Raw genomic sequence first — 22,802 nt, forward strand, 5'->3', positions numbered from 1 at the left:
GTTTATATGCTGCCTGGCTTTAGATTGTTGATCAGGGAGAAGTTTTATTTTGAAGCCATAAAATTGCGAATAATATCCAACACTTCATTGAAGTTCGTTTCCAATGCCATATGTCCACCATCCAGAATATGAATCTGTGCTTCGGGCAAGTCTCTTTTGTAACAAGAGGCTTCTGCGACATCAAAAAACACATCATGCTTACCCCATATAATAAGGGCCGGCGGTTGGTGTGTACGGAAATATTTTTGAAATACAGGGAACATTTCAATATGGTTTTTATAATCAAAATTCAGTTCAAACTGCATGTTAATATTGCCGGGTCTGCTCATGCGTTCCCAATCAAGTATCCAGGCTTCGGGACTCACACGGGTAAGAAGTTCTTCAGATAATCCAGCTGCGTACTGCTTCTTTACACCTTCCTCGCTTAAAAATGCAACTACCTTTTTCTTTTTCTCTTCAGTAGGGTTTTCCCAATAATCTCTTGTTTCATCCCATTGTGGTCCGATGCCTTCAATATACACATTGCCGTTTTGAACAATAATCCGTTCTATCTTTTGCGGGTGATTCACACATATTCGAAGTCCAACAGGACAACCGTAGTCATGCAGGTAAATAGTAAAAGATTTTAAATTGATTGCTTCAGTAAATTTGTTGGTATATGTTGATATATTTTCAAACGAATATTCGAAGTCACTCATATCTGGAAAATCGCTGAATCCAAAACCGGGATAATCAGGAGCAATGAGATAAAACTTATCAGAAAGTGCAATCATTAAGTTTTTAAACATTACCGATGATGTTGGGAATCCATGCAGCAGTAATAATGCTGGATTTTTTCTTTCCCCGGCTTCCCGATAAAAAATATTAACTCCGTCAACTGTAATTGTTTTATTGTAAATCTGTCTATTCATATTTCACTTTTACATCTGCTGCCTTTAAGTTGCATCTTTAAAACGTCGGTGGTGCTGCGTTGAGGTCGGAATCCAGGAAATCAGTGATCATCGGTATCAGCCAATCCGTTCGCTGCATCATACCTATATGGGTGGTACCCGGTATAATAGCCAGCCGGGATTTGGGCAGCCCATGTATATCGCCCATTTTTCCACCGCCTTTGGCCCGAAACAGTTCCAGTGCATGGTCATATCGCACACCGTCAGCATCGCCAATGGCCATGAATATCGGGACCTGTATGTTTTTTACATCTCTGGACCAATCATAAGGCTTTAAGTCTATACTAATAACCTTTTTCACAAATTCCGGAAAATGGGCCGGATCGTTCCCAAGGCTATCGTATTGTTTTTGTATCGGGGTGCCCTTGAACATATCTGCGGTGAAAGTAGGATACATAGCCTCTGCCTCGGGCCACCACCCGTCATGCGTATAGGTACCCGACAACACCACCAGCCTGCGTACCTGCTCAGGATGGCGCACAGCTACCTGGAAGGCTACTCCGCCACCCATGCTATATCCTAATATGTCTGCACTATCTGTTTTGAGGTGCTTAAGCAGGCCCGATACATCATCTGCCATAGCTTCGTAACTAAACTCCCGGGGTATATCTCTTGTGCGGCCGTGGCCTTGCATTTCCGTTACTATTACTTTCCGGTCTTTGGCCAACAGGGGTATGATGTGCGACCAATTCAGTGGTATATTCATATAAGAGCCATGCAGCAGTACGATGGGTTTACCTTTACCGTACACCTCATAGTACATTTTTAACCCGTTTACATCTGCATAGCCACTTTCAGCCGGCTTTAGGTTCTGGTTGACAACAGTGTCTTTCGACGCAGTTGAAGTTGCCTGGTTTTCCTTTTGCTGAGGTTGGCAGGATGCCATTACTGCCACAACAATGGCAACCCGGAGACCTGTCATAAAATGCTTACTCATATCGTGCCCTTTTGTTAGATACAAATCTCGGCAACAATACCATGCCACTTGCAGTGTGTATGCGACAATTATAGCGCTAAATGCGACATGTATTTACGCCGGGTTGGTGTGATATTTTTTGGAAGACCAACAGGGGTGAATCGTTCTATTGTAAATCTGTCTATTCATATTTCACTTTTATCGTTGGGGTAGCTACTTTCCTACGGTAGTGTGGTTGGTGAGTACTTCGACGGGCTCGCACACCAACCTCGGTGTTCGGCGTGATATTTTTTGGAAGACCAACAGGAGCGAAAAGCTGCTGGTGTTAGCAATAGCTTCATTTTGGCGATAAAACTTCATATCCAAATCTGACTTCATCATCAATCTCGCCGAATAGCCCGAACATTGTAGATTTTTTTCCATGCCCCCGATCCCCGAAACCTGGTAATAAATGCTTTATAAACTGGTTAAAAACTTGTAGTAGAATAATTGGTTTTTCGTATTTAATGGTTTTTTAAAAACGGAAACATTGAGGGGGCGGATATTTATCTGCCTCCTGCTTTTAATACAAAAAATTTAACTATTGATCCCAATAAAATAATGACCACCGCATCAAACGATGGTCACCTAAGAAATAAATAGCGTAATCCTTTTTGCTAAAAAGTGTGTAACAGGCAGCAAAGATTTCAGCTAATAAAAACAACGGGCAAAAGGATTCTCCGCCCGGGGTTTTTGCTAATTGATTATAGCCATTTGCTCCCAAAATAGAGCTTGCATTTTCAAATAAGCAGAGAACTTTGCCTGCGATAAAAATGCTTCATTGCTTTTACCCCAGCCGGCATAGAACCGAAACACTAGCGGTTGTTCCCCGGCTATTTTCAGGCGCACACCGTAAGTGTTTTGAATATCTGTTCCTTCGCCGGGAGTGTTGAAGTAGTTGCTAAAGCTGTTCGCCGGTAACACTATTCCCATTCCTAATTCGTCCTGGTTCTCAGATTGCCTATCGAAAGTAAAAAGGATCTTATGATTGGCGGTATCAACCTGGTAAAATTCCCTGCTATGGAGATTGACAATTCCGGTTACCAGTTTAGCATTGCCGGGTGCTCCGTTAATTGTTACTTTACTCTCATAAAAATATTGTCCACCCCAGATGCTAATCTCATCGGTAAGACTTACCGGGTTCAGGCTGTCCAATAACTTCCACGCGGGATAATGCAAACGGATGACGGCCCTGACAGGCCCATCGGCAATTTTTTCATAAACTACCTTTCCCATATTAACGCCGCCCAATCTTATCAAACTATCCTTACCATTCTCCATTGGAACAGATAATGCCAATGCGCCTGCTCCCAATGATTTTCCAACCTTCAAGACATCCATTCCCCAATCTGCCTGCAGGTGATAATTCTTTGAGGTATCCAGCCCTATTTCATCCATCATCATCCGGCTGGTTGTCTTTCCCCAAATATCCTTTCCATTTCGTGTATCAAAATATAACCTGAAACCGACTTTATCATTCTCCCATGCAGGGCCCTCCGTCAAAAAAGGCGGATAGGCCTGCTTCGCAAAATCTGTCGCAGGCTGACCTGCAGGTATAGAATCCCTTTGCAGATCATTACCAAAGCTATTGTCAGCATTTTTTCGCCTATGTCTCGCATGTGCCCGAACAACGGCTTTAATGTTGGCTGGCGCATCAGCAACCGACAAAGACAAATCAACTTTCTCCCCCGGCTTGAAGGAATATAAAAAAGCCAGCTCATCCCAGTTACCATCCCTGTCCATATCATCGTATTGAACCAATACAGGTTTGTGGTCTGCAGTATTCAGCAGGACAAACTTTCCGGGAGCTATTGTTCCAATCTTTGCTTCAATAACTGACTTCGTCAACACTATTAATTCATCTGGCCGCTCTGCCGCTAATGGGTTTGTTATCGTAATGTCTTTGCCTGCAGGTGAGTTACAGGCTAAAAACAAAAAAAACAAACCGGAAATGGCAACAGTAAATCTTGCCGGAAAACTTCTTTGCATCATTATTTTTTTGCAGTAAATAAAATAGCTTGATAAAAAATTTGTATTATAGGTTAAAGTCTACCGGGCCATCCATCCCCCGTCCACAAACAAGACCGTTCCGTTTACATAATCTGATGCAGGCGATGCCAGGAATACTACCGGTCCCTTGAAATCGGCAGGCACCCCCCAGCGACCTACAGGAATACGGTCAAGTATAGATTTACTTCTTTCCGGATCTTCACGCAAAGCTTTTGTATTGTTGGTAGCAATATAGCCCGGAGCTATTCCATTTACACAAACACCCTTGCTGCCCCATTCGTTACCAAATGCCCGTACCAAACCAGCAACTGCAGATTTTGTTGCTGTATAACCGGGTACATTAATGCCGCCCTGGAAGCTGAGCAATGAACAGGTGAAAATGATCTTACCACCGCCTTTTTCAATCATGTGTTTCCCGAACTCACGACCAAGGATAAACTGGGCGTTGAGATTAATATCAACTACTTTATCCCAATATTCGTCAGGATGTTCGGCCGCTGGCTTGCGCATAATGATCCCTGCATTGTTTACCAAAATATCAATTCGCTTATTATCCGTTTTTACTTTGTTGATTAACGCATAAAGTTGTTGCCTGTCAGAAATATCAACCCGGTGATAAGTAAATTTTCTTCCCGCAGCTTCCACAGCGGTTTTTGTTTCAGCAGCATCTTCAACCACCGAAGCACCCACAATATCAGCACCGGCCTCAGCCAACGCTATTGCCATGCCTTGTCCCAGTCCTGTATCACATCCTGTAACCAAAGCCGTCTTGCCTTCCAGATCAAATAACTCTAAAGTTTGCATAATTCAATGTCCGTTTATTTATTGATAAAAAAAGATTGTTCAATTGGCTTCGCCGACTGCAGTTTTCCCGCAACACCGTACTGCCACGCAACAACTGTGATCTTTACCGGGAACTTTGCGCGGGGAGGAATTTTTGTAAAACGCAATTGCTGATCCCTTACAAAAGCAGGGCCTGCTTTTACATAGTAAGATACCCGGGCACCTGCAGATGAAACAGCCTTCAGCCTGACCTGTTTTATTCCAGCCTTTTGATTTTGTATTTGGGGAAATTCAATTTGTTGTTCCACTCCTTCTTTATTGAACAGAGGAAACCGCATATTCAGTTGCTGAACGCTACTCTTGTATTGATCATCCCCTTTGTTATGCGCCAGCAGCCAGATATCATTGCTACGTTTTGGATTGTTAAATCCAAGCCTGTTAAAACTGATCTGGAAAGTAGTGTCGTTGATTTTCTTTACCGGCCCGCAGATTCTGTCAATCAACAGCGGTGTTTTCGCAAACTCGGCCACCGGTTTTATTCTTGATGTATCGGCAAAAAAAGCACGAAGCTTAAAGCTGATCCCATCTTCCAGCGGGATAAATTTCAGTTGATAATTGGCATGTGTTTTTACCGGTTGCAGTATCTCTCCATTTTGCATAAACCCGGTATGCCGCACCTTCTTTCCTCTTGCGGCTGCATAAAATTTCTCTGTAGCATCGGCCATCTGCCGGTCAAATATCCATGACGCAAATTGACGATTCCCTTTGTATAAAGCATAAGGAGCTGCTATTGCCATTGGCAAACTATCCTTATGCCAGCGATCCATCAGCCAACCTTGTTGTGGTTTTACAGGTATCAGCACATTCGGTTTGTCTACGGACATTGATTTCGGCAATCGTTTGGCCGCAGCTTTTTTGATGAACATACACACATATCCAATCATCTCATCGCTGTAATCGAAATGTCCGTGACCGGCGTCGCAAAATAAACTGACAACACTGTTAGGATGTTTGGCGCTATACTCAAATGCTGGTTTAATCCTGTCTTCCCACCATTCATATTCTCCCATAATAAACAAAGAAGGAACTCCGTCGATATTCCTGTTTCCCCAATCTACATTTGCGCCTCCATAACCTGTCAGGTTCGTTTGCGGGGCATCACCATGTACGGAAACCAGTGCCAATGTTCTTCCGGGATTCCAGGCAGCAAAATTCCAGGGGAAAGTAGCATAAGCTGAATGTCCGAGAGGTATAATCGGCGCATGTTCCAGCTCTTTATATCCCGAAACATCCGCCAGTAATTTCATCATATAACTAAAATCCTCACCTGCATCTTTTGTAAAATCGAAAGGCATATTGATACCGGGTGTTACCCATACTTCTGCAATACCCAGTTCCTGCATGGTTTTACGAAACAACTGGTGTTCCAACATCCCCTCCTCCACCATATTATGCTGTGCAAACACAACAGCTTTCACCTGCCCGCAATTTTCCGGTATCCATAAATAAGCCTGCGGGTGATCCTTTGTTTCACCAGAAACAACACTATCTACTGCAACACTCCATTGCCATATTTGTGCATGAACAGATGAAACGAAAAAGAACAGAAGGAGTAATAGCATGTTTTGTTTCTTCATAACAATTTTCACTGGGGACGTACCGCCTGGCGTGCAACCATTTTCCATTGATTGTTTTGTTTATTCCATACTGTGAGTATTGACAACTTTACCGTACCCGGTTTCCCGTTGTCATTCGTTGTGGCATTCAGTATATGCGTCACTACTGCGGTGTTTTGATAAATCCGTATTTTTTGTTCGGTTAAATCAATCGTAACAAAATCAGAACTGCCACTTACAAATGCCCGGATAAAAGCGGGTTTGTCTTCTATTTTTCCGCCGGAGTGTCCATAACTAAGATCATCCGAAACAATGGCAGCAAGCTTTGCTGAGTCAGCAGAGATCATCGCTTCTTTAAGATCATTTACAGCTTTTGCTACCTGTTTTATTTTTTTGCTTTGTGCAGAGCTTATTCCGGCAGTAAATAAACCGGCAATCATTAGTGTCAATACTTTCTTCATATTTTCATTTTGTTATTCTGAACCAATCCACATCTGCATAACCACCATTTCTTATTCCCGGTACGCCTGTACAAAACAATCCCACTTTAGCGCCAATCCATTTATCAGGTTTAGCTGTGAAAGATTTTCCAATGGTTTTATAGTTAATACCATCTTCACTGTAACTGAATGTGCATTGCGCATCAGGTGATGATACAGTGACCCGCAAATAAACCGCTGAATCTTTCAATGGCTTTTGCTCAACTATATTTTCTTCATTTCCCGATAACGCATCTGTACATACTACCTGTGATACAAGATAGCCGTTCTCATTTTTTGAAATGGACAGATAAGCATAATCGTTGCCCATTACCAGCAAACCCACTTTCTTTTTCTGCCATACATCCCATTCAATATTCCATTCAAGTTTTGTTGTGGCGGTAAAATCCGGCGCAGGAAATTTTTGTAACAGCAGGTTGGGAACTGTCCATAAATTTTTTGACGAATCAGAGGGATAAGCAAAGAGCCTGAGATATCCTGACTTCCTTATCAGGGCCGACCATTGAATTTTAGGATTGGCATGCCATTGCCACTGCAGTCCCAACGTATCAATATTAAACTCGTCGCTTTCTGCAGGTGTTGTTACGGGATATATCTTTCCAGCATTCGGCTTCCTGAACACTGAAACCGGTTCTCCTTTTCCATCCCCATCTTTATCCACGCCAATCACCGGCCAGTCGTTTTTCCATTGAACCGGCTGCAGATGCAGAATTCTTCCATATACACCCTTATCCTGGAAATGATAAAACCAATATTCGCCTGTCTGCGTTTGAACCAACGCTCCCTGGTGTGGGCCGTTGATAGCAGTACTGCCCTGGTCCATTACTACTCTCCGTTCATAAGGCCCATAGATATTTTTGGCCCGCAATGCCAGTTGCCAGCCTGTAGCAACTCCGCCCGCCGGGGGAAATAAATAATAATATCCTTTGCGTTTAAAAAACTTAGGTCCTTCTACCGTATGGTCCTGGTCATGACCGTCATATACATGCTTACCATCATCAATTACTTTGGTCCCCTCTTTATTCATTTTAAAAACGGTAAGCAGACTGTTGACGCCTGCCCGGCTTCCCGCCCAGGCAACTGCTAAATATGCCTGGCCATCATCATCCCAAAATGAAGAAGGGTCAATAATGCCTTTGCCGGGTAATACCAAAACAGGCTGGCTCCATTCTTTTGCAGGATCTTTGGTTTTGATCATATAAATACCAAAATCCGGATCGGGATAATAGATATAAAATTCACCGTTGCGATAATTCATCGAAGGAGCCCATACGCCTTTGCCATGCTGAGGTGTATCAAATACAGTTTCCGGTATTTGTTTTTTTAAGGCATAATTAATCAGTCGCCAGTTTACTAAATCTTTTGAGTGAAGGATTGGCAAACCGGGAGTGCAATTAAAACTGGAAGCTGTCATGTAATAATCATTACCCACACGTATTACATCAGGATCTGAGTAATCAGCATACAGTACCGGGTTTTTATAAGTGCCGTCGCCGTTGTCGGCCACCCATACCTGCGACCTATAGTTTGTTTGGGCGGAAGTATGCGTCAGAAAAAATAAACTAACTATCACAGCGAACAACTTCTCATTATGCTTCATACAATAAAAGAATTTTGTGTAAGACGTTTGATCTTTCAGGAAAAAATGATGTAAGGCGGGTTAACCGCCGGTCTTTAACTGCATCATTTTCCTATCCGAATACACGGCCTTTATCACCTGGCCATTCAGTTTCACGTTTGCAGCTTTCTTATTGACAAAAAGTTCTGCACGAATCAATGGCTGTCCCTGTAATAAAATCCGTGGCGTTTCTTCGTCCAGGCTTGCGTGCAGAAATACTTTTGAAAGTGAATGCAGGATCACCTCACTCTTCGTTCTGATATAACTTCCATTAGCAACAAACCAACTGTCGATATTCTCAACTGCTGAAGGGTTGGTTCCTTCTCTGTAAGTCATACCTAATAAGTAAGCATCTGTTTCCCACCCATTAATTTCATTGTGGCTGTTCCGGTGCATGATCCTGCCATCGGCCATCAGGTTGAAGTACACATCGGTTGTTATACCATTATCTGTGATTCGCACACCGATATAATTATTACCTTCCAGTTTTTCAATCCTGGGCAAAGCAGTTCTCATTTCCCTCGCACTGGCCATGCCCGACAACGAAGGACCCTCAATAGGCTTATTCTTATCATCCAGTAAAATAATAGCGGTAATAAATTTCGTTTGCTTCAATTCTTCTGCGGGGGAAATGGAATAGTAGGTAACTTTTGTGTTGGGTTCATGATCTTTCACACCTTGTTTTTCTTCCAATCGCATTTTTTCAGGAAAATCATGCGGATATCCATTTGGTAAGGTTTCAGGAAATAAGGGCCTTACCAAAACAGATGCGTTACCATCTGTTATATCCAGGTCGATCCCTTTCTTTTTGGCGTCAACAGCGGTATGCAATAACCATTCAAACTTTCCCGGATCATAGGTTTTCACATCATCTAAAATCAGTATCACATTACCCACCCAAACCACGTTTCGATAATTGCGTAAAAAATAGCGGGATGTAGGTCCTGTAGCATCGGCAAGAATATATTTAAAATTGTCTGCGTCCATCAGGTTATATAAATGGCCAGTGTTTTTTACAGCATGGTACTGATCCTGCGGTTCCTGCGCCTTCCCATTGAACAAGATAACGTTGTGTGCATCACTGCGAACAGAATAACTGCTATACAGCGGGTTGCCGTAGTTGACATTACCACCATCGATCAATAAATTTTTGCCATTGTGATAAAGTATAAACGAACCTGCATCTGCATGTGCATGGTTCCACGTATAACCCGATTTGATGGCAAGCATACTTGCATTTTCCTTCCATGAAGAACGCATAGAAGCCCAACCCATATTTTCATAAATGGCAGAAGTTGGCAGATCAGGAGCAGGCTCTGACGGGCTGATAACAGGACTGTACAATAAACCCAACGGTGTGTTGATGCCAAGATCTTCTCTTATGTGAACCCGTTTGGTTTTGCTCAAATACCATTCGTATCTCTTTTTTGTAAAACCCAAAGCCATCATCAGCTTCACCGGTCTGTCGCCGTTGGCATAAGGATTGGTATCCCCAAAATTGGCAGATTGAAGTTTACCGGATGTAGGATAAGACATCTGTATAAACCATTCCAGTGTTTTTTCTAACAACGGATCATAAGGCCTCAAAATTTTTGATACCGCATTTGTCCATGCCACCCTGAACAACAGGTATTCAGAAAAACCAAAGTTGGCATAACTAATGCTTTCATAAAAACCACCTGCCGGATCAAAGCTGGAAGGTTTGTTTTCTAAAACACTTCCTGAAAAAGCAATCCATTCATCCGCAGATTGCATCACATCTTGAGCCCATTTTTTAGCCTCCGGTACTTCGTTCATGATGGCAAGTGAAGCTATCCCCGCCTGGTAGACAATTGAACTCCACCAGTTGTGACCCATCGAGTTTAAAGTGTGTAATCTTTTATCAGCCGAAATCCAGTCGTTTAGAGATGGCTCTATACCCAATATTACAATACGCTGAGCCATCTGTTTTCTTTCGCCTGGTGTGAGTATATCATAAATGGCATCAAAGGTGATAGCACTCACACCATTGTAACGAGCTGTACCCAATGCCGAGTTCCATCTTGGGCTGCGGTCATCCAATCCATCCCATGCGTCTCGCTTCAACAGATCCTGCAACAGTGTTTTTGCCTGAAGTGCATATTTTTTATCACCTGTCATACGATAGGCAAAACTCAGTTCTTCCATGCTGCCGCCTTTTCCCGCGGCTACTGCCACGTCTGCATTAGCAAGCATTTCACGCCAGGCTTTTTCCATAGCAGTATCTTTCCTTAGCTTTTCCTTTATTGCTTTGATATTGTCAGCTGTATAGAAAAGGTAAGGGTGAGTTTTTACCTTACCGACCTCTTGCTGTGAAAATGCACAGACGCATATAAGTATTAATGTAAAAACGAAAACTATTTTTTTATACCACATTCAGAATAGGATTTATGTATTATAGTTATTTCTTTAGACATACTTACCTTATATCCCAATATACCACATAGCGTTCCCGGTGCGTATTATACAATGGTTTCAGCGTTATTCCTTCTTTAACTGTCTTAAATGTTAATGGCTTTCCGGCAACAGGCTTTAGATATTCATGCAATTTGTTCTTGTCCAGTTTTAATTCACTGCTGATGCCTGCCGGCACCTTGTAATCGTAACTGTAATAGTCATTATACTTTTTGGGGTCGGAAAAAGGCGCAGGGCTTATCATTTCGTCTGTTCCCATTTCACCAGCCAGCACTATCGGGCCATAAGCAATGGCTAATTTGTTCGGATCATCATTGGTTGGAATAACCCTTAATGACATCGGGAAATTTATTTCAACAACATCACCCTTACTCCATTTACGATTGATGACGATATAACCGCCGGGTTTGCTTTTTACAGCAACCTTTTTACCATTCACTTTCATTGTTGCTGCATCAGCCCATGAAGGATAACGAATATTCAATGCGATGCTTATTGCATCTCCTGATTCAACCATTAATCTTACTGCTCCTTCTTCGGGAAAACTTGTTTCCTGTTTGAGCGTTAAACCTTTTTCTTTCCAGCTTAGCTCCGAAGGGATGAACAGGTTTACATATAGATCATTGTTACAGTGATAATAAATTGCTTCGCCATATTTGGCCTGGTTTTCAAATCCACTGCCTACGCAACACCAGAATGAGCTGTCTGCTGTGCTATAAACTTTATAAGCGCCTGGCAACATCGGGAGGAAATAGGCAATCATCCCCGTCTGTGGATCCTGTTGCCCAAGTATATGATTGAACAAAGCCTTTTCATAATAATCCGCATACTGAACGTTTGCATTCAGAGAAAAAAGATGCCTTGTCAGCTTCAACATGTTGTAAACATTGCAGCTTTCACCGGTTAAACCTGTAAGATGTTTTGAAATACTATCGGGCTTAAAAAAATGTTCTTTGTCGCTATTACTTCCTGTACAAAAGCTGTGATGGTCGACAACCGTTTTCCAGAAGAACGAAGCAATGCCCTGCCCGTTACCTGCTCCTTCTAATTCATAATTCCTTACCAGTCCAAGGATTTTTGGAATGAATGTATTTGCATGTTTTGCATTTAAATTATCTTTCCCCTGTTCCAGCGGATCAAGCACTTCATTGTGATAGAAGAAATCGCCAAGCCATTTGTAATTCTCTTTGCCGGTAATAGCATATAAATTGTAAAAAGATTCATTGATACCGCCGAACTCTACCCGCAGCATTTTGATTCGCTGCTCCGCAGATACCGGCTGCAATTTTTTATATGCCCAGTCGCCCATCCTGGTCACCACTTCCAGGGCCCGCTTATTATCGCAATACAGGTATTGATCTATCAAACCGGAAAAGATTTTATGCAAGGTGTACCAGGGAACCCAAACTCTTGTGCCCGCAATATTCCGGTTAATGAGTTCTTCAGGAAAAGCTCCCAGGTAACCGTCCTGGTTTAATGCCTGCTGTACTTCGGCCAATCCTTTTACAAGACTATCGGCTTTTGTTTTAAACTTTTCATCATGAGTAGATGCATATAATAAGGCCAGGCCAGAAAGAATATGCCCGGTTGTATGCCCGCGGATCTCACAATCCAACGACTCCCATCCTGCCAGTTTTTTTACGGTCATATAACCGCCATCCTGCCCGCTGTACACTCCTGCACTGGTGCGAAAGCTGTGCAGCAGCCTGTTTACATCAATACTCATCAGCCATTGCACTTCCCTTTCCCTATTTTTTGTAAAACGGCTTTCAAGCAACTTCACATCCTGCAAATCGAAGCTGTAAACCGCAGGCTTCAGTTTATCTTCCAATACAAATTTGCTGGCATGCTGACCGGGGTAATGTGACTGGGCATGAGCGATACAGCCATGCAGAAACAAACACGCAATAAAAATTTTCCTCATCACTTAATTTCTTTTGTCTTTAAAATATTCCGCACCATTATGGCAAAAACAGGACTTGATAAAAAAGAATTGAACCCGCTTTTCGCTTGTACAATATGTGTCATGAAAAATCCATACACATTACTCTTCTTATCAATCCACGGATAAGCTCCTGCCCATGAAGGACTACTGATAAGTGTTGCTTCTCCCTTCTCATTTACTTCTTCTCTCCATTCTCCCAATCCATAAATATCCTTTCGCAAACTGCCTCTTGCATGTTCAACAAATTCATTGGGATTTACTGTTGCATTCATCACATGATCGGCCTGCATTACTTTAATTGCATTTACAGATAAAACTCTCTTTCCATTAAACATTCCATCATTATTAATCATGGAAAGAAAGTTGGCATAATCCTGCAAAGTTGTCCTGGCACCTCCGCCCAGCATCGGCGCATGACCGCCTGATGAATCAACCGGAGTAAAATGAGTGGATGACATCTTCAATGGCTGTGCAATCTTTTGCTGAAACAATGTTTCCCAGTCTTTTCCTGCTGCAAGCTCTGCCATTCTTCCGGCTACCTGCATGCTTAACCCACCGTATTTGAATTTTGTTCCCGGTAATGTATCTGCAGGAAGATTGACAATATGCGCAACAGATTCTTTTAAATTTTGATAAATATCTATTGGTTGATTATCCGGCTGATAGTCTGGATAGCCTGCTGTATGAGATAACAGTTGCGCCAATGTAGCTTCGCCTTTTACATCAGTAAATTCAGGTAGCCATTTCTTTACTTTATCATTCCAGTTGAGTTTTCCTTCATCAACAACCGCTGCTATTGTTGCAGCGGCCAGCCATTTACCTGCCGATGCGATAAAGACAACTGTTTCAGGTTTGTAACTCCCGAAATAATTTTTATAAATGACTTTGTTATCTTTTGCAATGAGAATGGAAGCGCCATTGTAATAACCACTGTCAACCCAACCTTGTATTTTTTTACTTAAAAAAGAAAAATCATATTCCGGCTTTTTGTTTTTTTTCGACTGGGCAAATGAATCGGAGAAAGCCAAGGGCAGTAAAAAAACAAGCAATACTGTTATAAAAATTTTTTTCATCCTTTTAAGCTGTTCAGTAACCAATATTGAATTCATTTTCGCTTTCTGCTCATATTCGCTATTTATAAATCCTCCACACCGTAAATGAATAGGGCGGCAATACTTCTTTAAACTCAGATTGTACTGAAACAGCTGTGACGATGACAGGCACCAACTTATCTTCCGGCCGACCCTGCAGCGCTGATTTCTCCATTTTACTTCCAACACCCAAATTGTTCAGATCCAGGTTCACCGACGTAGCAATTGGTAACAGGTTAACCATTTTTATAATCAAGCTTCCATCAACGGTATTGCGTACAATTGAAATAGCAAAGCGCTTACTCGCAGCTTCATCGTTATTTGAAAGTTGAATGTTTACCGGCAAATATTCATTACCGGCATTGTTGCCGAATAATTTCTGTACTTCATAGTTCACGGTTGGTTTTACTTCTGTATTGTTGAAATAAATCAGGTCGGAATTCCATTGAGTATGTTTTTCTTTTGCAAGCAATGGTGCATAAGAAGTCATTTGCACAACATCGCCGTTGCGTTCCACATTGATCAAATACAAAGCTTCGGCAAGTGCATTGTATAAGGCATTGCCACGTGAAGCATATTCTCCCAGGTAAACCTTTGGTTTATTCCGGTCGTAACGATCGTAATAATTTTGATTATTGATAAACCAGCCCGGGCTTTCGTAATAATGCTCATCAACCAAAGGAACTTTCAATTTGCTGGCCAATGACCACCCTTGCTCGTAGTCAGTTCCATTATGAAATGGTCCGGAAGTTCCGATCACAGATATTTCAGGATGCTTTTGTTGAAGGGCATTATAGATTAACTTAAACCGCTCTTCAAAAACATCTGTGATCTGATCTTCGTTGCCGATGCCGATATATTTAAGATTGAACGGAGCCGGATGGCCCGCTGCTGCTCTTAGCTTTCCCCATTTAGAATTGACAGGTCCGTTAGCCCATTCAACCAAATCAAGAATATCCTGCACATATTCATCCATTTCGCTCATTGGTATACCTCCTTGTTGGCCGCCTCCATTTATACCCACGCCAGAGTTTTGGCAAGAAACGCCAGCGGCAATTACAGGCAAGGGCTCTGCTCCTATATCTTCACAATACTGAAAATATTCAAAGTATCCCAAACCAACGCTTTGATGATAGCGCCAGATATTTGGTTGTGGCTTCCTGGTTTCAATCGGGCCAATGGTATTTTTCCAGCGATAAATATTTTCAAGTCCATCGCCATGCGTTACACAGCCACCCGGAAAGCGGATGAACCTGGGACGGATGGCAGCAACGGTTTCTGCAAGATCTGCACGCAAGCCATTTTTTCTTCCCTTAAATGTTTTTTGAGGAAAAAGAGAAATCATATCAAGCATAATATTTCCTGCAAACTGCGGGTGCAGTTCCAATCTTGCATTATTACTATTTTCTGTTGATATGAATTGAGCCGTATATTTTTTCCAATTCGACTCGCCAATATTCACTTTCGTTTGGGCAATTAATTTTCCCTCTTCAGATACAAGTTTTACCAATATCGTTTTCTTTATTTTATTGGTATTTTTTGCAAACAGCGAAAACTCATAAGCATCAGCTTTTTTCAACGAAATGCCATCATAACCACTATTGATGAAAGCGCCGCCGGGTTGTGCTACCTGCAGCACTGCATAGTGTGGGTTATTTGGATGAAGAGGTGCTACACTGTCAATCACAAAGCTTATGTTCTTCCCCTCGGTTGTCCAGGCGTGTTTGCTATTCCATGTTGTGTCACGATAAAATTTTTCGGCGGGCATGTATTCAAAATCCCGGTTCTGCAAAAGCTCTGCATACAGGCCACCATCAGCAGAATAATTGATATCCTCAAAGAAAACTCCTATCAGCAAGTTGGATATGGCTGTGCGGTTTTCAGGTTTTAGGGTAATGGTTGCCGTTAGTTGTTTTAATGCTGCAAACCTGGTACTGTCATCTTTAAAGGATTCTGCTGCCTGTTTATTTTTGAACTGCTTCAATTCCCATGATTCGGTAAGCCGGGTAATAACCTGCGATGCCACTTTGCAAACATTGCCGGTTGTTGGGCCTGCCGGCAGGTTGACTGTAATCCGGTCATCTTTATATTCGGAAGCAGGAATGGCTATGGCTGAATCAAATACGTTGAAATCCCTTGTGCTGATCTTATAGTACTGGTTGCCGGAGATAAAAGCAATTGTATATTGCCTGTTGCTTTTATCATAACGTACAACAGGCTGCTGAAAGCTTAAATTTTGTTGCAGGTAAGGATAACTCTGTCTTCCCCAATTCACCAGGTTAGCTGAAGAGGTATGAGCAAACTGGTTGAGTGTTTCATTGTGGCTCCAAACACATTGCCACTCCCCGGAAGCATCCTGGAACAGGTAAGGGCTGTTCATTTGTTTCAGGTTTGCATAGTCACTTCTTACATAGCCGTATTCATTGCCAACCATGTTCCATTTTTTCCCATCAGCACTCCACGCAAAATGCAAACCGCTACGTCCTTTATCTTTAACTGTGGCATAAGAAAACAAGTAAACAGAATCAGGTTCGTTTGCTAAAACTGTTTGATTGATTCCAACTACCAAAAACAATATCAAAAAAAGTATCCCTGTATTATTTTTTTGCATAACCCGAAACATTATTATTAAGCTATTTCTTACATGTATTAAAGTGTTGGAACAACTTTAATTATGTTGCCATCCCCGTTAAATTCCATTTTGTCGATGCATACTTCCCTGTTGTAACCGGCTTCCTGTCCCATATAAATTCCGCCGGGTCGTTTAAAGCGATGGTAAATAATATACCATTCGTCTTTGCCTGGAACCTGCAACACGGAATGATGGCCGGTAGCAAAGATTCCTTTGTTTGCATCCTTGCTCAGAATAATTTCTCCTTTTGATGGATCGATCGGCTCAACAGGAGAAGCAGATTTCAAATAACGCACCTGGTAATCGGGACTACGGGTATCGTTTTTCGACCACATGAAATAATAAAATCCATCACGGTAAAAAACGTGTGTGCCTTCGCTGTAATACTGATCATTTGAAATAAGAATCCTGGTAGTGTTTGGTTTAATCGAAACCATGTCATCATTCAATTCACAAACGGCCATAAAAGCATTGCCCCAATACAGGTAAGTTTTTCCAGTTTTAGGATCAGCAAATACATCAGGATCTATATTCTGACCACGCTTTATTCCTTCAGGTAATTTGTCAATCAAAGGTTTTCCAGAATCTTTAAATGGTCCTGTTGGATTATCGGCAACAGCAACTCCAATTTTTTGCCCTGCCGTATAGTAATAATAGTATTTGTAATTCCCGGCCTTATCTTTTTTTTCAATGATACTTGGGGCCCATGCATTACGCTGCGTCCACGACACATCCTTTTTTAAATCAAGTATTACCCCTTCATCTTTCCAGTTCTTCAGATCACTGGAAGAAAAAGTTTTGAAATAAGTACCGCTCCAATTGGTAAAACCATCGCTTGTTGGATAGATATAATACTTCTTGTTTTTTTCAGCATAAAGAATTTCCGGATCAGCATAACTTCCTTTTAATACCGGATTATTTTTATTTGGTTCCGTTAATGTATCATAAGAAAGCCCCCAATGCTGAGCGAGTTTTGCAGCTTCTTCTTTTTTGAGATGAATAATAGCACCATGTTTAGAAGCTGTAAAGTTTGTGGTCTTCATTACACCTTCATTAAAGTGGCCGATATCAGTAAAGTTTACAAAATCACTGGTTTCGCTGAAACCAAAATTATGTGGCGTTAGCCCATACACATCATACATTAATACCCATTTCTTTTCACCGATACGCTTCCAAACATTTGGCGCTTCACAGGCTACTTTTTCCGGGTCATACCAACGGGTATCAAACTGGTAGTCGCTATTGATCTTATCAGATACAGCCTGCCTGATACCTGCCTGCCCATCGTGTGAAACATAAAACATCCGATACTTATCACCAACCTTTGTTATATCGGCATCAATGGAAGAAACTTTCGGATCAGGATATTGAAACAATAACTGTGGCATTGTTTCAATTTTATCGAAAGCATCATTAACATACACATAGTATAGTTTGTTTGCCTCGTTTTTGAAACGCATGGTAAAGTAAATCATCAACTTTCCTTTCTTCTCATCGTATATGGTTTCGGGTGCCCAGGCACATCCTATTTCACTAAATGCTCCTGACAATGTATCAAAGCGGATATTGGTGCGTTTCCAATTGATAAGATCCCATGATTTCATCAGCACCAATCCACGATTATTTCCCCAACCATATTGTTTACCGTCTCGCTCCCATTCTGTGTCCCTCAGACCATCTCTTTTTGCAAAAACATGCAGATCGGTCATTGCTAAATAAAAGCCACCATCAGGTCCTCTGAAAATATGCGGATCACGAATACCTTTTTGCATGGCGATGGTATCACCGGCAATCACAGGTTTTCCATTATTCAATGCTGTAAAATTGTAACCATCCGGGCTCAACGCCATATACAATCCATGCGTTTCATCTTTATGAAAAACCATCAGGTAAGCACTCATGTCTTTTTCCTGCGGCACAGCATTTCTATAACGGAATTGATTAAAACGTGCAGTTCCTTTTCCTGCTGAAAGCAAGCCAATACGCAATGCATAAAATCCATGATAGTTGTTATGATGCAAACTTGAAACATCCAGATCTTCTATTAATGAAGACCATGTAACACCATCCTTGCTGACTCCAATCCGGACATTGTTCCCACGGTTTTGAATTTTTACAAAGAAATGCTTCCCTATTTTATTGGGAACTTTCAATGAATCTTTTGCATTTTTATAAACTGTAAACCAACTTCCGTCAGAAATCAATCCCGCATACGCTTTCTCATTGTAATAGAGGATTAAACCGGCAGCATTTCCTTTGCCTGCTGTTACTTCAACTTGTGTTTCATAATTTTTATCAGTAACAGTGGTCAGCAGAATACGACCATCAGCAGGAGTTGTTCCTTTTGCTTCAACAAAAAGACTTTGTTGTTTGAATGCAAGAAACTGCAGTGCATATTCTTTCCAAAAGGTCCATTGAATGCCTAACGTATCGCTTTTAAAATCGTCGGAAAGTTCAAGTCCATGTTTAATACTTGTTGAAGACTTTATAGGAGGGTTTGTGGCCTTGGTCCGAAACCATCCGTCACTTGTCCACTCAATCGGTTCTATCAAAGTTTGCCTTCCCAGTGTATGATAACCATTTGCATAAGCATGATATACCATCCACCAGTTTCCATTCACATCATCAATCAACGTACCATGTCCTTTCGACCACCAGTTATCATCCGCACTATACGTATGCACAATTGGATTGTAAGGAGAATTTTCCCATGGACCGAAAATACTTTTTGAACGGGCTGAAACAACCATATGGCTGGTTGCCGGACCAGCAGTACCGCCTTGTGCAGAAGTCATGTAATAATAACCATTGTGATAATTCAGCTTTGGCGATTCGAGGCACATACATTCTGTTACCCAGCTTTTGGGATACACCCAGCCTTCATACATTTTTTTCTTTTGGCCAACAGTTGCCAAACCATCTTCGGTTAGTTGAATCATTTCACCTTCATTCACATACAGGTAGCGGCTCCCTTTTTCATCAGTCACATGCCCGGGATCAATGCCTGCAACTTTCAGATCAATGGGTTTGCTCCATGGCCCTTTTATGTTATCTGCCCAAACAACCCAGTTGGTATTGGCAGCCGGATAGTAGATGTAATATTTTCCTTTATACTTCACCAGATCCGGCGCCATTGCAGAACCTTCATATTGTGTGATTGCACGGCCAACCGGTTCCCAGTTCATCAAATCTTTCGAATGCCAGATCAAAAAACCGGGAGCATAATAAAACGGTGAATGTGTCATGTAATAATCCTCACCGTCACGTATAATCGAAGGATCGGGATAATCGCCTTGCAAAATGGCTTTCGGAAATTCCTGCGCCTGGCTGAATAAAGATGCCAGAACCAGCAAACTAAAACACAATACTTTTTTCACTTCTCTTTTAATTAGATTATTCATTCTTTTTTTGAAGGAGATAATTATTTTCTGAATTCAATTCCCTCTGCATCCTCACCTACAAAGAATCTTGCCATATCAGAAGTTTTATACCATTTGGGTTTGCCCGGCATATCATCGGTAATAAGCTTGCCATTTATCTGCAGGTTTTGGAAGATCACATTTTTAATCTTGCGGCTTTCATCATAACCGGATATGATTGATATTTCAGCATTCTTTCCGTTATAGGTAATATTCTTAAATAAAACATTTTCGATTCCCCGACCGGGTGCCGTACAATATTTCTTATTATAAAAGACACGGAGATTTACCAGTTGTCCCTGCCGGAAATCTTCCACCCGGATATTTTCAAACCGTACATTACGCACCAGGTTATTATCCCCTGCATTAATGCTCATGCATCCCTGGTAATCCAATTGAACCTCTTTATGATCGAGAATATCAATATTGATGTAATTCAGGTTTTCAAGAACTTCCGGATTGGGGCTGTTACCATGTGTGCCGATCAAAATAGGATGGGCAACATCAGCCCATAGTGTTGAATTTTGCATGGTGATATTTCTGCAACCGCCTGTAAAGCCGCCCCGGGTTCCATATACGGTGGTACAATCGTCTGAATTGCGGCAAAAAACTCCATCGAACAGCACATTGTTACTTGCAAAAACATTCATGCCATCACCCCAACCGTAATAACTGATGCTTTTTACATTCCGAATTGTTACGCTGTCCGATCCGCCTGTAGCACATTGTGTAGTCAATATCCCTTCGACCGATATATTCTTTGAATTTGCAATGCGGACTCCCATTTTTACTGACGGATCTATAACTCCACGTCCCATCAGTTTCACATCACGAACACCTTCTATCAACACTTGCCCCATGAGCACGGCACCGCCAGCCAAGTAAACTGTTTTTCCCGAAGGCACTTTCAGTTTACCACTGTCAACCTGGTGAACACCTGCTCCGAAATAAACCAGGTTGGTGTCTTTTTTATTGGGAACAAAATCATCAATGGGATTTGCAAAAAGATGAAGGTTGTGAAAAATATCGTCATTAATTTCTACAGAAAGATTTCGGGGCTGATTCAATTTAAAACTAAGTGTATTGCCTTTTATATTGGGCTTGATGCTATAAGACAACGGCCGTATACGTGCCTGCCGAATGTTGACTCTATTGCTTGTAACCGACACCTCCACTTCGCCTGAGAAATCAAAGCTGCACATTGAAGCGTTCTCAACATGATGAGACGTTCCCTTTACTTCATCCACCTTTACATTGTATTCATAAAGATCCTGCCACCTGCCACCTGGTTTTCTTACCCTAACAGTAAAATCATCATTATGCATAGAACTCTCTGCTTTCGCAGGAGCCGGATAAACAACCAACTGCTGTGTATACCCACTTGTATAAAAAAAGAAGACGGGAAAAAGAATAAACAAATTTTTCATCTGTATATTTTTTAATTTGATTTTAGTCAGATGGAACTTACCATGATAATCCGCCGCGACGGAATCCTGTGTGATAAACATGAAAATTTTATCATGGACGTTTCATGTGTTAATTTCTATTGTGTTGTTTGTCATCCCGAAATGTTTCGGGACAGCTAATTGAATCCATCTGCCGGCAGACAGGTTCGACATAAAATTTGCATTGGCGGTCCCGATAGCTATCCGGATAATTTGTCCCGAAAATTTTATGTCTCATTTCATTCGGAAACAATGGGTAATTTTTAATGAGTTATGCCTGCAGGAGCGGCTGTTTTTTGCCACAACAATGCTGCCCCAAATACTCCGGCACTGTCGCCGAGCAATGGTTTTACTATCGGTGTAGAAAGCCGGCCATCATTAAACACATATTTTTTGATGCGTTCATAACCTTCTGTATAAAGCAGGTCAATATTACCCACGCCGCCACCGATAACGATCAGGTCGGGATCAATCACATTGACCAAAGTGGAAATAGCCCTGCCATAATATTCCAGCAGTCGTTTGATTGTTGCCGTCGCATAGGTATCGGCTCCGAGCTGGTGACGCTGGTATATCTCAGAAAGTTTTAAATGCACACCGGAAATTTTTTCATAAAAATTTTCCAGCGCAACGCCACTGATCACCTGTTCTACGCAACCCTTCTTCCCACAATAACAGGGAGCACCACCTTCTTCTAAAATATTATGCCCCCATTCGCCGCCGAGCCCCTGTCTTCCTTCAATGATCTCATTATTTACCACCAATCCTCCACCGACACCGGTACCCATGATAACGCCAAACACCAGTTTTGCATCGGGATAATTTTTCCCCGCTCCCATCAATGCCTCGGCAAGGGCGAAACAGTTGGCATCATTGGCGATCCTTACCGGCGCATTTAAAACATTCTCCAAATCATCTTTCATTGCCTGGCCATTCATGCAAACCGTATTGCAATTTTTCATTGTTTGCGTTTCGGGTTCCAGCATACCTGGTGTGGCAAAACCAACCCTATCCGGTCTTTCATTTATTGCTTCCGCCACTTCATCCACCAGCTTCAGCACCTGCCACAGAATATGTTTATACCCTTTCTGTGCTTCAGTAGGTATGCGTTTGCGAATGATAACACTCATATCTTCATTCAGTACGGCACATTCAATCTTTGTTCCGCCCAGGTCAATACCCCATAGTTTCATTTGTATATTTTTTATTGTTTATTGGCCAAATGAAATTCACCATAAGAATTTTCATCACCCGATCCTTCGACAAGCTCAGGACTATCGGGAGTATGATTTTGCCCGAAAATTTGTATGGTTCATTTCATCGTATGATTATTTAAGTTTTAAGTATGTTAAGTAAAACATGAGTGGTGAGTAATCAGTAAACCACTTTCACTATTGACTATTGA

Annotated in this window: 14 protein-coding genes; all 14 read right to left on the bottom strand. The window is 41.7% G+C overall.

Annotated features, from left to right (window positions below):
* Positions 1–44 precede the first annotated feature (44 nt).
* The gene (locus tag ACFEL9_RS04215) at positions 45–911 is read right to left on the bottom strand and encodes an alpha/beta fold hydrolase (protein ID WP_385886411.1); all 867 of its coding nucleotides are present in this window, start codon (positions 909–911) and stop codon (positions 45–47) included.
* Positions 912–948: 37 nt separating this feature from the next.
* Positions 949–1,887 (bottom strand): alpha/beta fold hydrolase, encoded by a 939-nt coding sequence (locus tag ACFEL9_RS04220; protein ID WP_385886413.1) that lies wholly within the window; start codon positions 1,885–1,887, stop codon positions 949–951.
* 714 nt (positions 1,888–2,601) lie between these two features.
* Positions 2,602–3,894 (bottom strand): DUF4861 domain-containing protein, encoded by a 1,293-nt coding sequence (locus ACFEL9_RS04225; RefSeq protein ID WP_385886415.1) that lies wholly within the window; start codon positions 3,892–3,894, stop codon positions 2,602–2,604.
* A gap of 60 nt (positions 3,895–3,954) precedes the next feature.
* Positions 3,955–4,719, bottom strand: coding sequence for a 2-dehydro-3-deoxy-D-gluconate 5-dehydrogenase KduD (kduD, locus tag ACFEL9_RS04230; protein WP_385886417.1), 765 nt, complete (start codon positions 4,717–4,719; stop codon positions 3,955–3,957).
* 14 nt (positions 4,720–4,733) lie between these two features.
* Positions 4,734–6,320 carry a hypothetical protein gene (locus tag ACFEL9_RS04235; protein ID WP_385886418.1) on the bottom strand — a complete coding sequence of 529 codons (1,587 nt, stop codon included), beginning with the start codon at positions 6,318–6,320 and terminating at the stop codon, positions 4,734–4,736.
* Between the two features lie 23 nt (positions 6,321–6,343).
* Positions 6,344–6,775, bottom strand: a complete 432-nt coding sequence (locus ACFEL9_RS04240) for a nuclear transport factor 2 family protein (RefSeq protein WP_385886420.1) — start codon at positions 6,773–6,775, stop codon at positions 6,344–6,346.
* A gap of 4 nt (positions 6,776–6,779) precedes the next feature.
* Entirely contained in the window at positions 6,780–8,414 is a 1,635-nt protein-coding gene (locus ACFEL9_RS04245) for a glycoside hydrolase family 43 protein (RefSeq protein WP_385886422.1), read from the bottom strand.
* Positions 8,415–8,474: 60 nt separating this feature from the next.
* The gene (locus ACFEL9_RS04250) at positions 8,475–10,667 is read right to left on the bottom strand and encodes a heparinase II/III domain-containing protein (RefSeq protein ID WP_512701500.1); all 2,193 of its coding nucleotides are present in this window, start codon (positions 10,665–10,667) and stop codon (positions 8,475–8,477) included.
* Positions 10,668–10,869: 202 nt separating this feature from the next.
* The gene (locus ACFEL9_RS04255; RefSeq protein ID WP_385886424.1) at positions 10,870–12,789 is read right to left on the bottom strand and encodes a glycoside hydrolase family 127 protein; all 1,920 of its coding nucleotides are present in this window, start codon (positions 12,787–12,789) and stop codon (positions 10,870–10,872) included.
* The gene (locus ACFEL9_RS04260) at positions 12,789–13,883 is read right to left on the bottom strand and encodes a serine hydrolase domain-containing protein (RefSeq protein WP_385886426.1); all 1,095 of its coding nucleotides are present in this window, start codon (positions 13,881–13,883) and stop codon (positions 12,789–12,791) included. Before ACFEL9_RS04260 ends, ACFEL9_RS04255 begins: the two co-directional genes overlap by 1 nt.
* Before the next feature lie 58 nt (positions 13,884–13,941).
* Positions 13,942–16,512: an alpha-L-arabinofuranosidase family protein gene (locus ACFEL9_RS04265; RefSeq protein WP_385886428.1), complete on the bottom strand. Its 2,571-nt coding sequence runs from the start codon at positions 16,510–16,512 to the stop codon at positions 13,942–13,944.
* 38 nt (positions 16,513–16,550) lie between these two features.
* On the bottom strand, positions 16,551–19,934 hold the full coding sequence (locus tag ACFEL9_RS04270) for a family 43 glycosylhydrolase (protein WP_385886430.1): 3,384 nt from the start codon (positions 19,932–19,934) through the stop codon (positions 16,551–16,553).
* 20 nt (positions 19,935–19,954) lie between these two features.
* Entirely contained in the window at positions 19,955–21,379 is a 1,425-nt protein-coding gene (locus ACFEL9_RS04275; RefSeq protein ID WP_385886431.1) for a glycosyl hydrolase family 28 protein, read from the bottom strand.
* A gap of 281 nt (positions 21,380–21,660) precedes the next feature.
* On the bottom strand, positions 21,661–22,590 hold the full coding sequence (locus tag ACFEL9_RS04280; protein WP_385886432.1) for an ROK family protein: 930 nt from the start codon (positions 22,588–22,590) through the stop codon (positions 21,661–21,663).
* Positions 22,591–22,802 lie beyond the last annotated feature (212 nt).

The sequence above is a fragment of the Terrimonas alba genome, from assembly GCF_042434975.1.
Lineage (GTDB): Bacteria > Bacteroidota > Bacteroidia > Chitinophagales > Chitinophagaceae > Terrimonas_B > Terrimonas_B alba.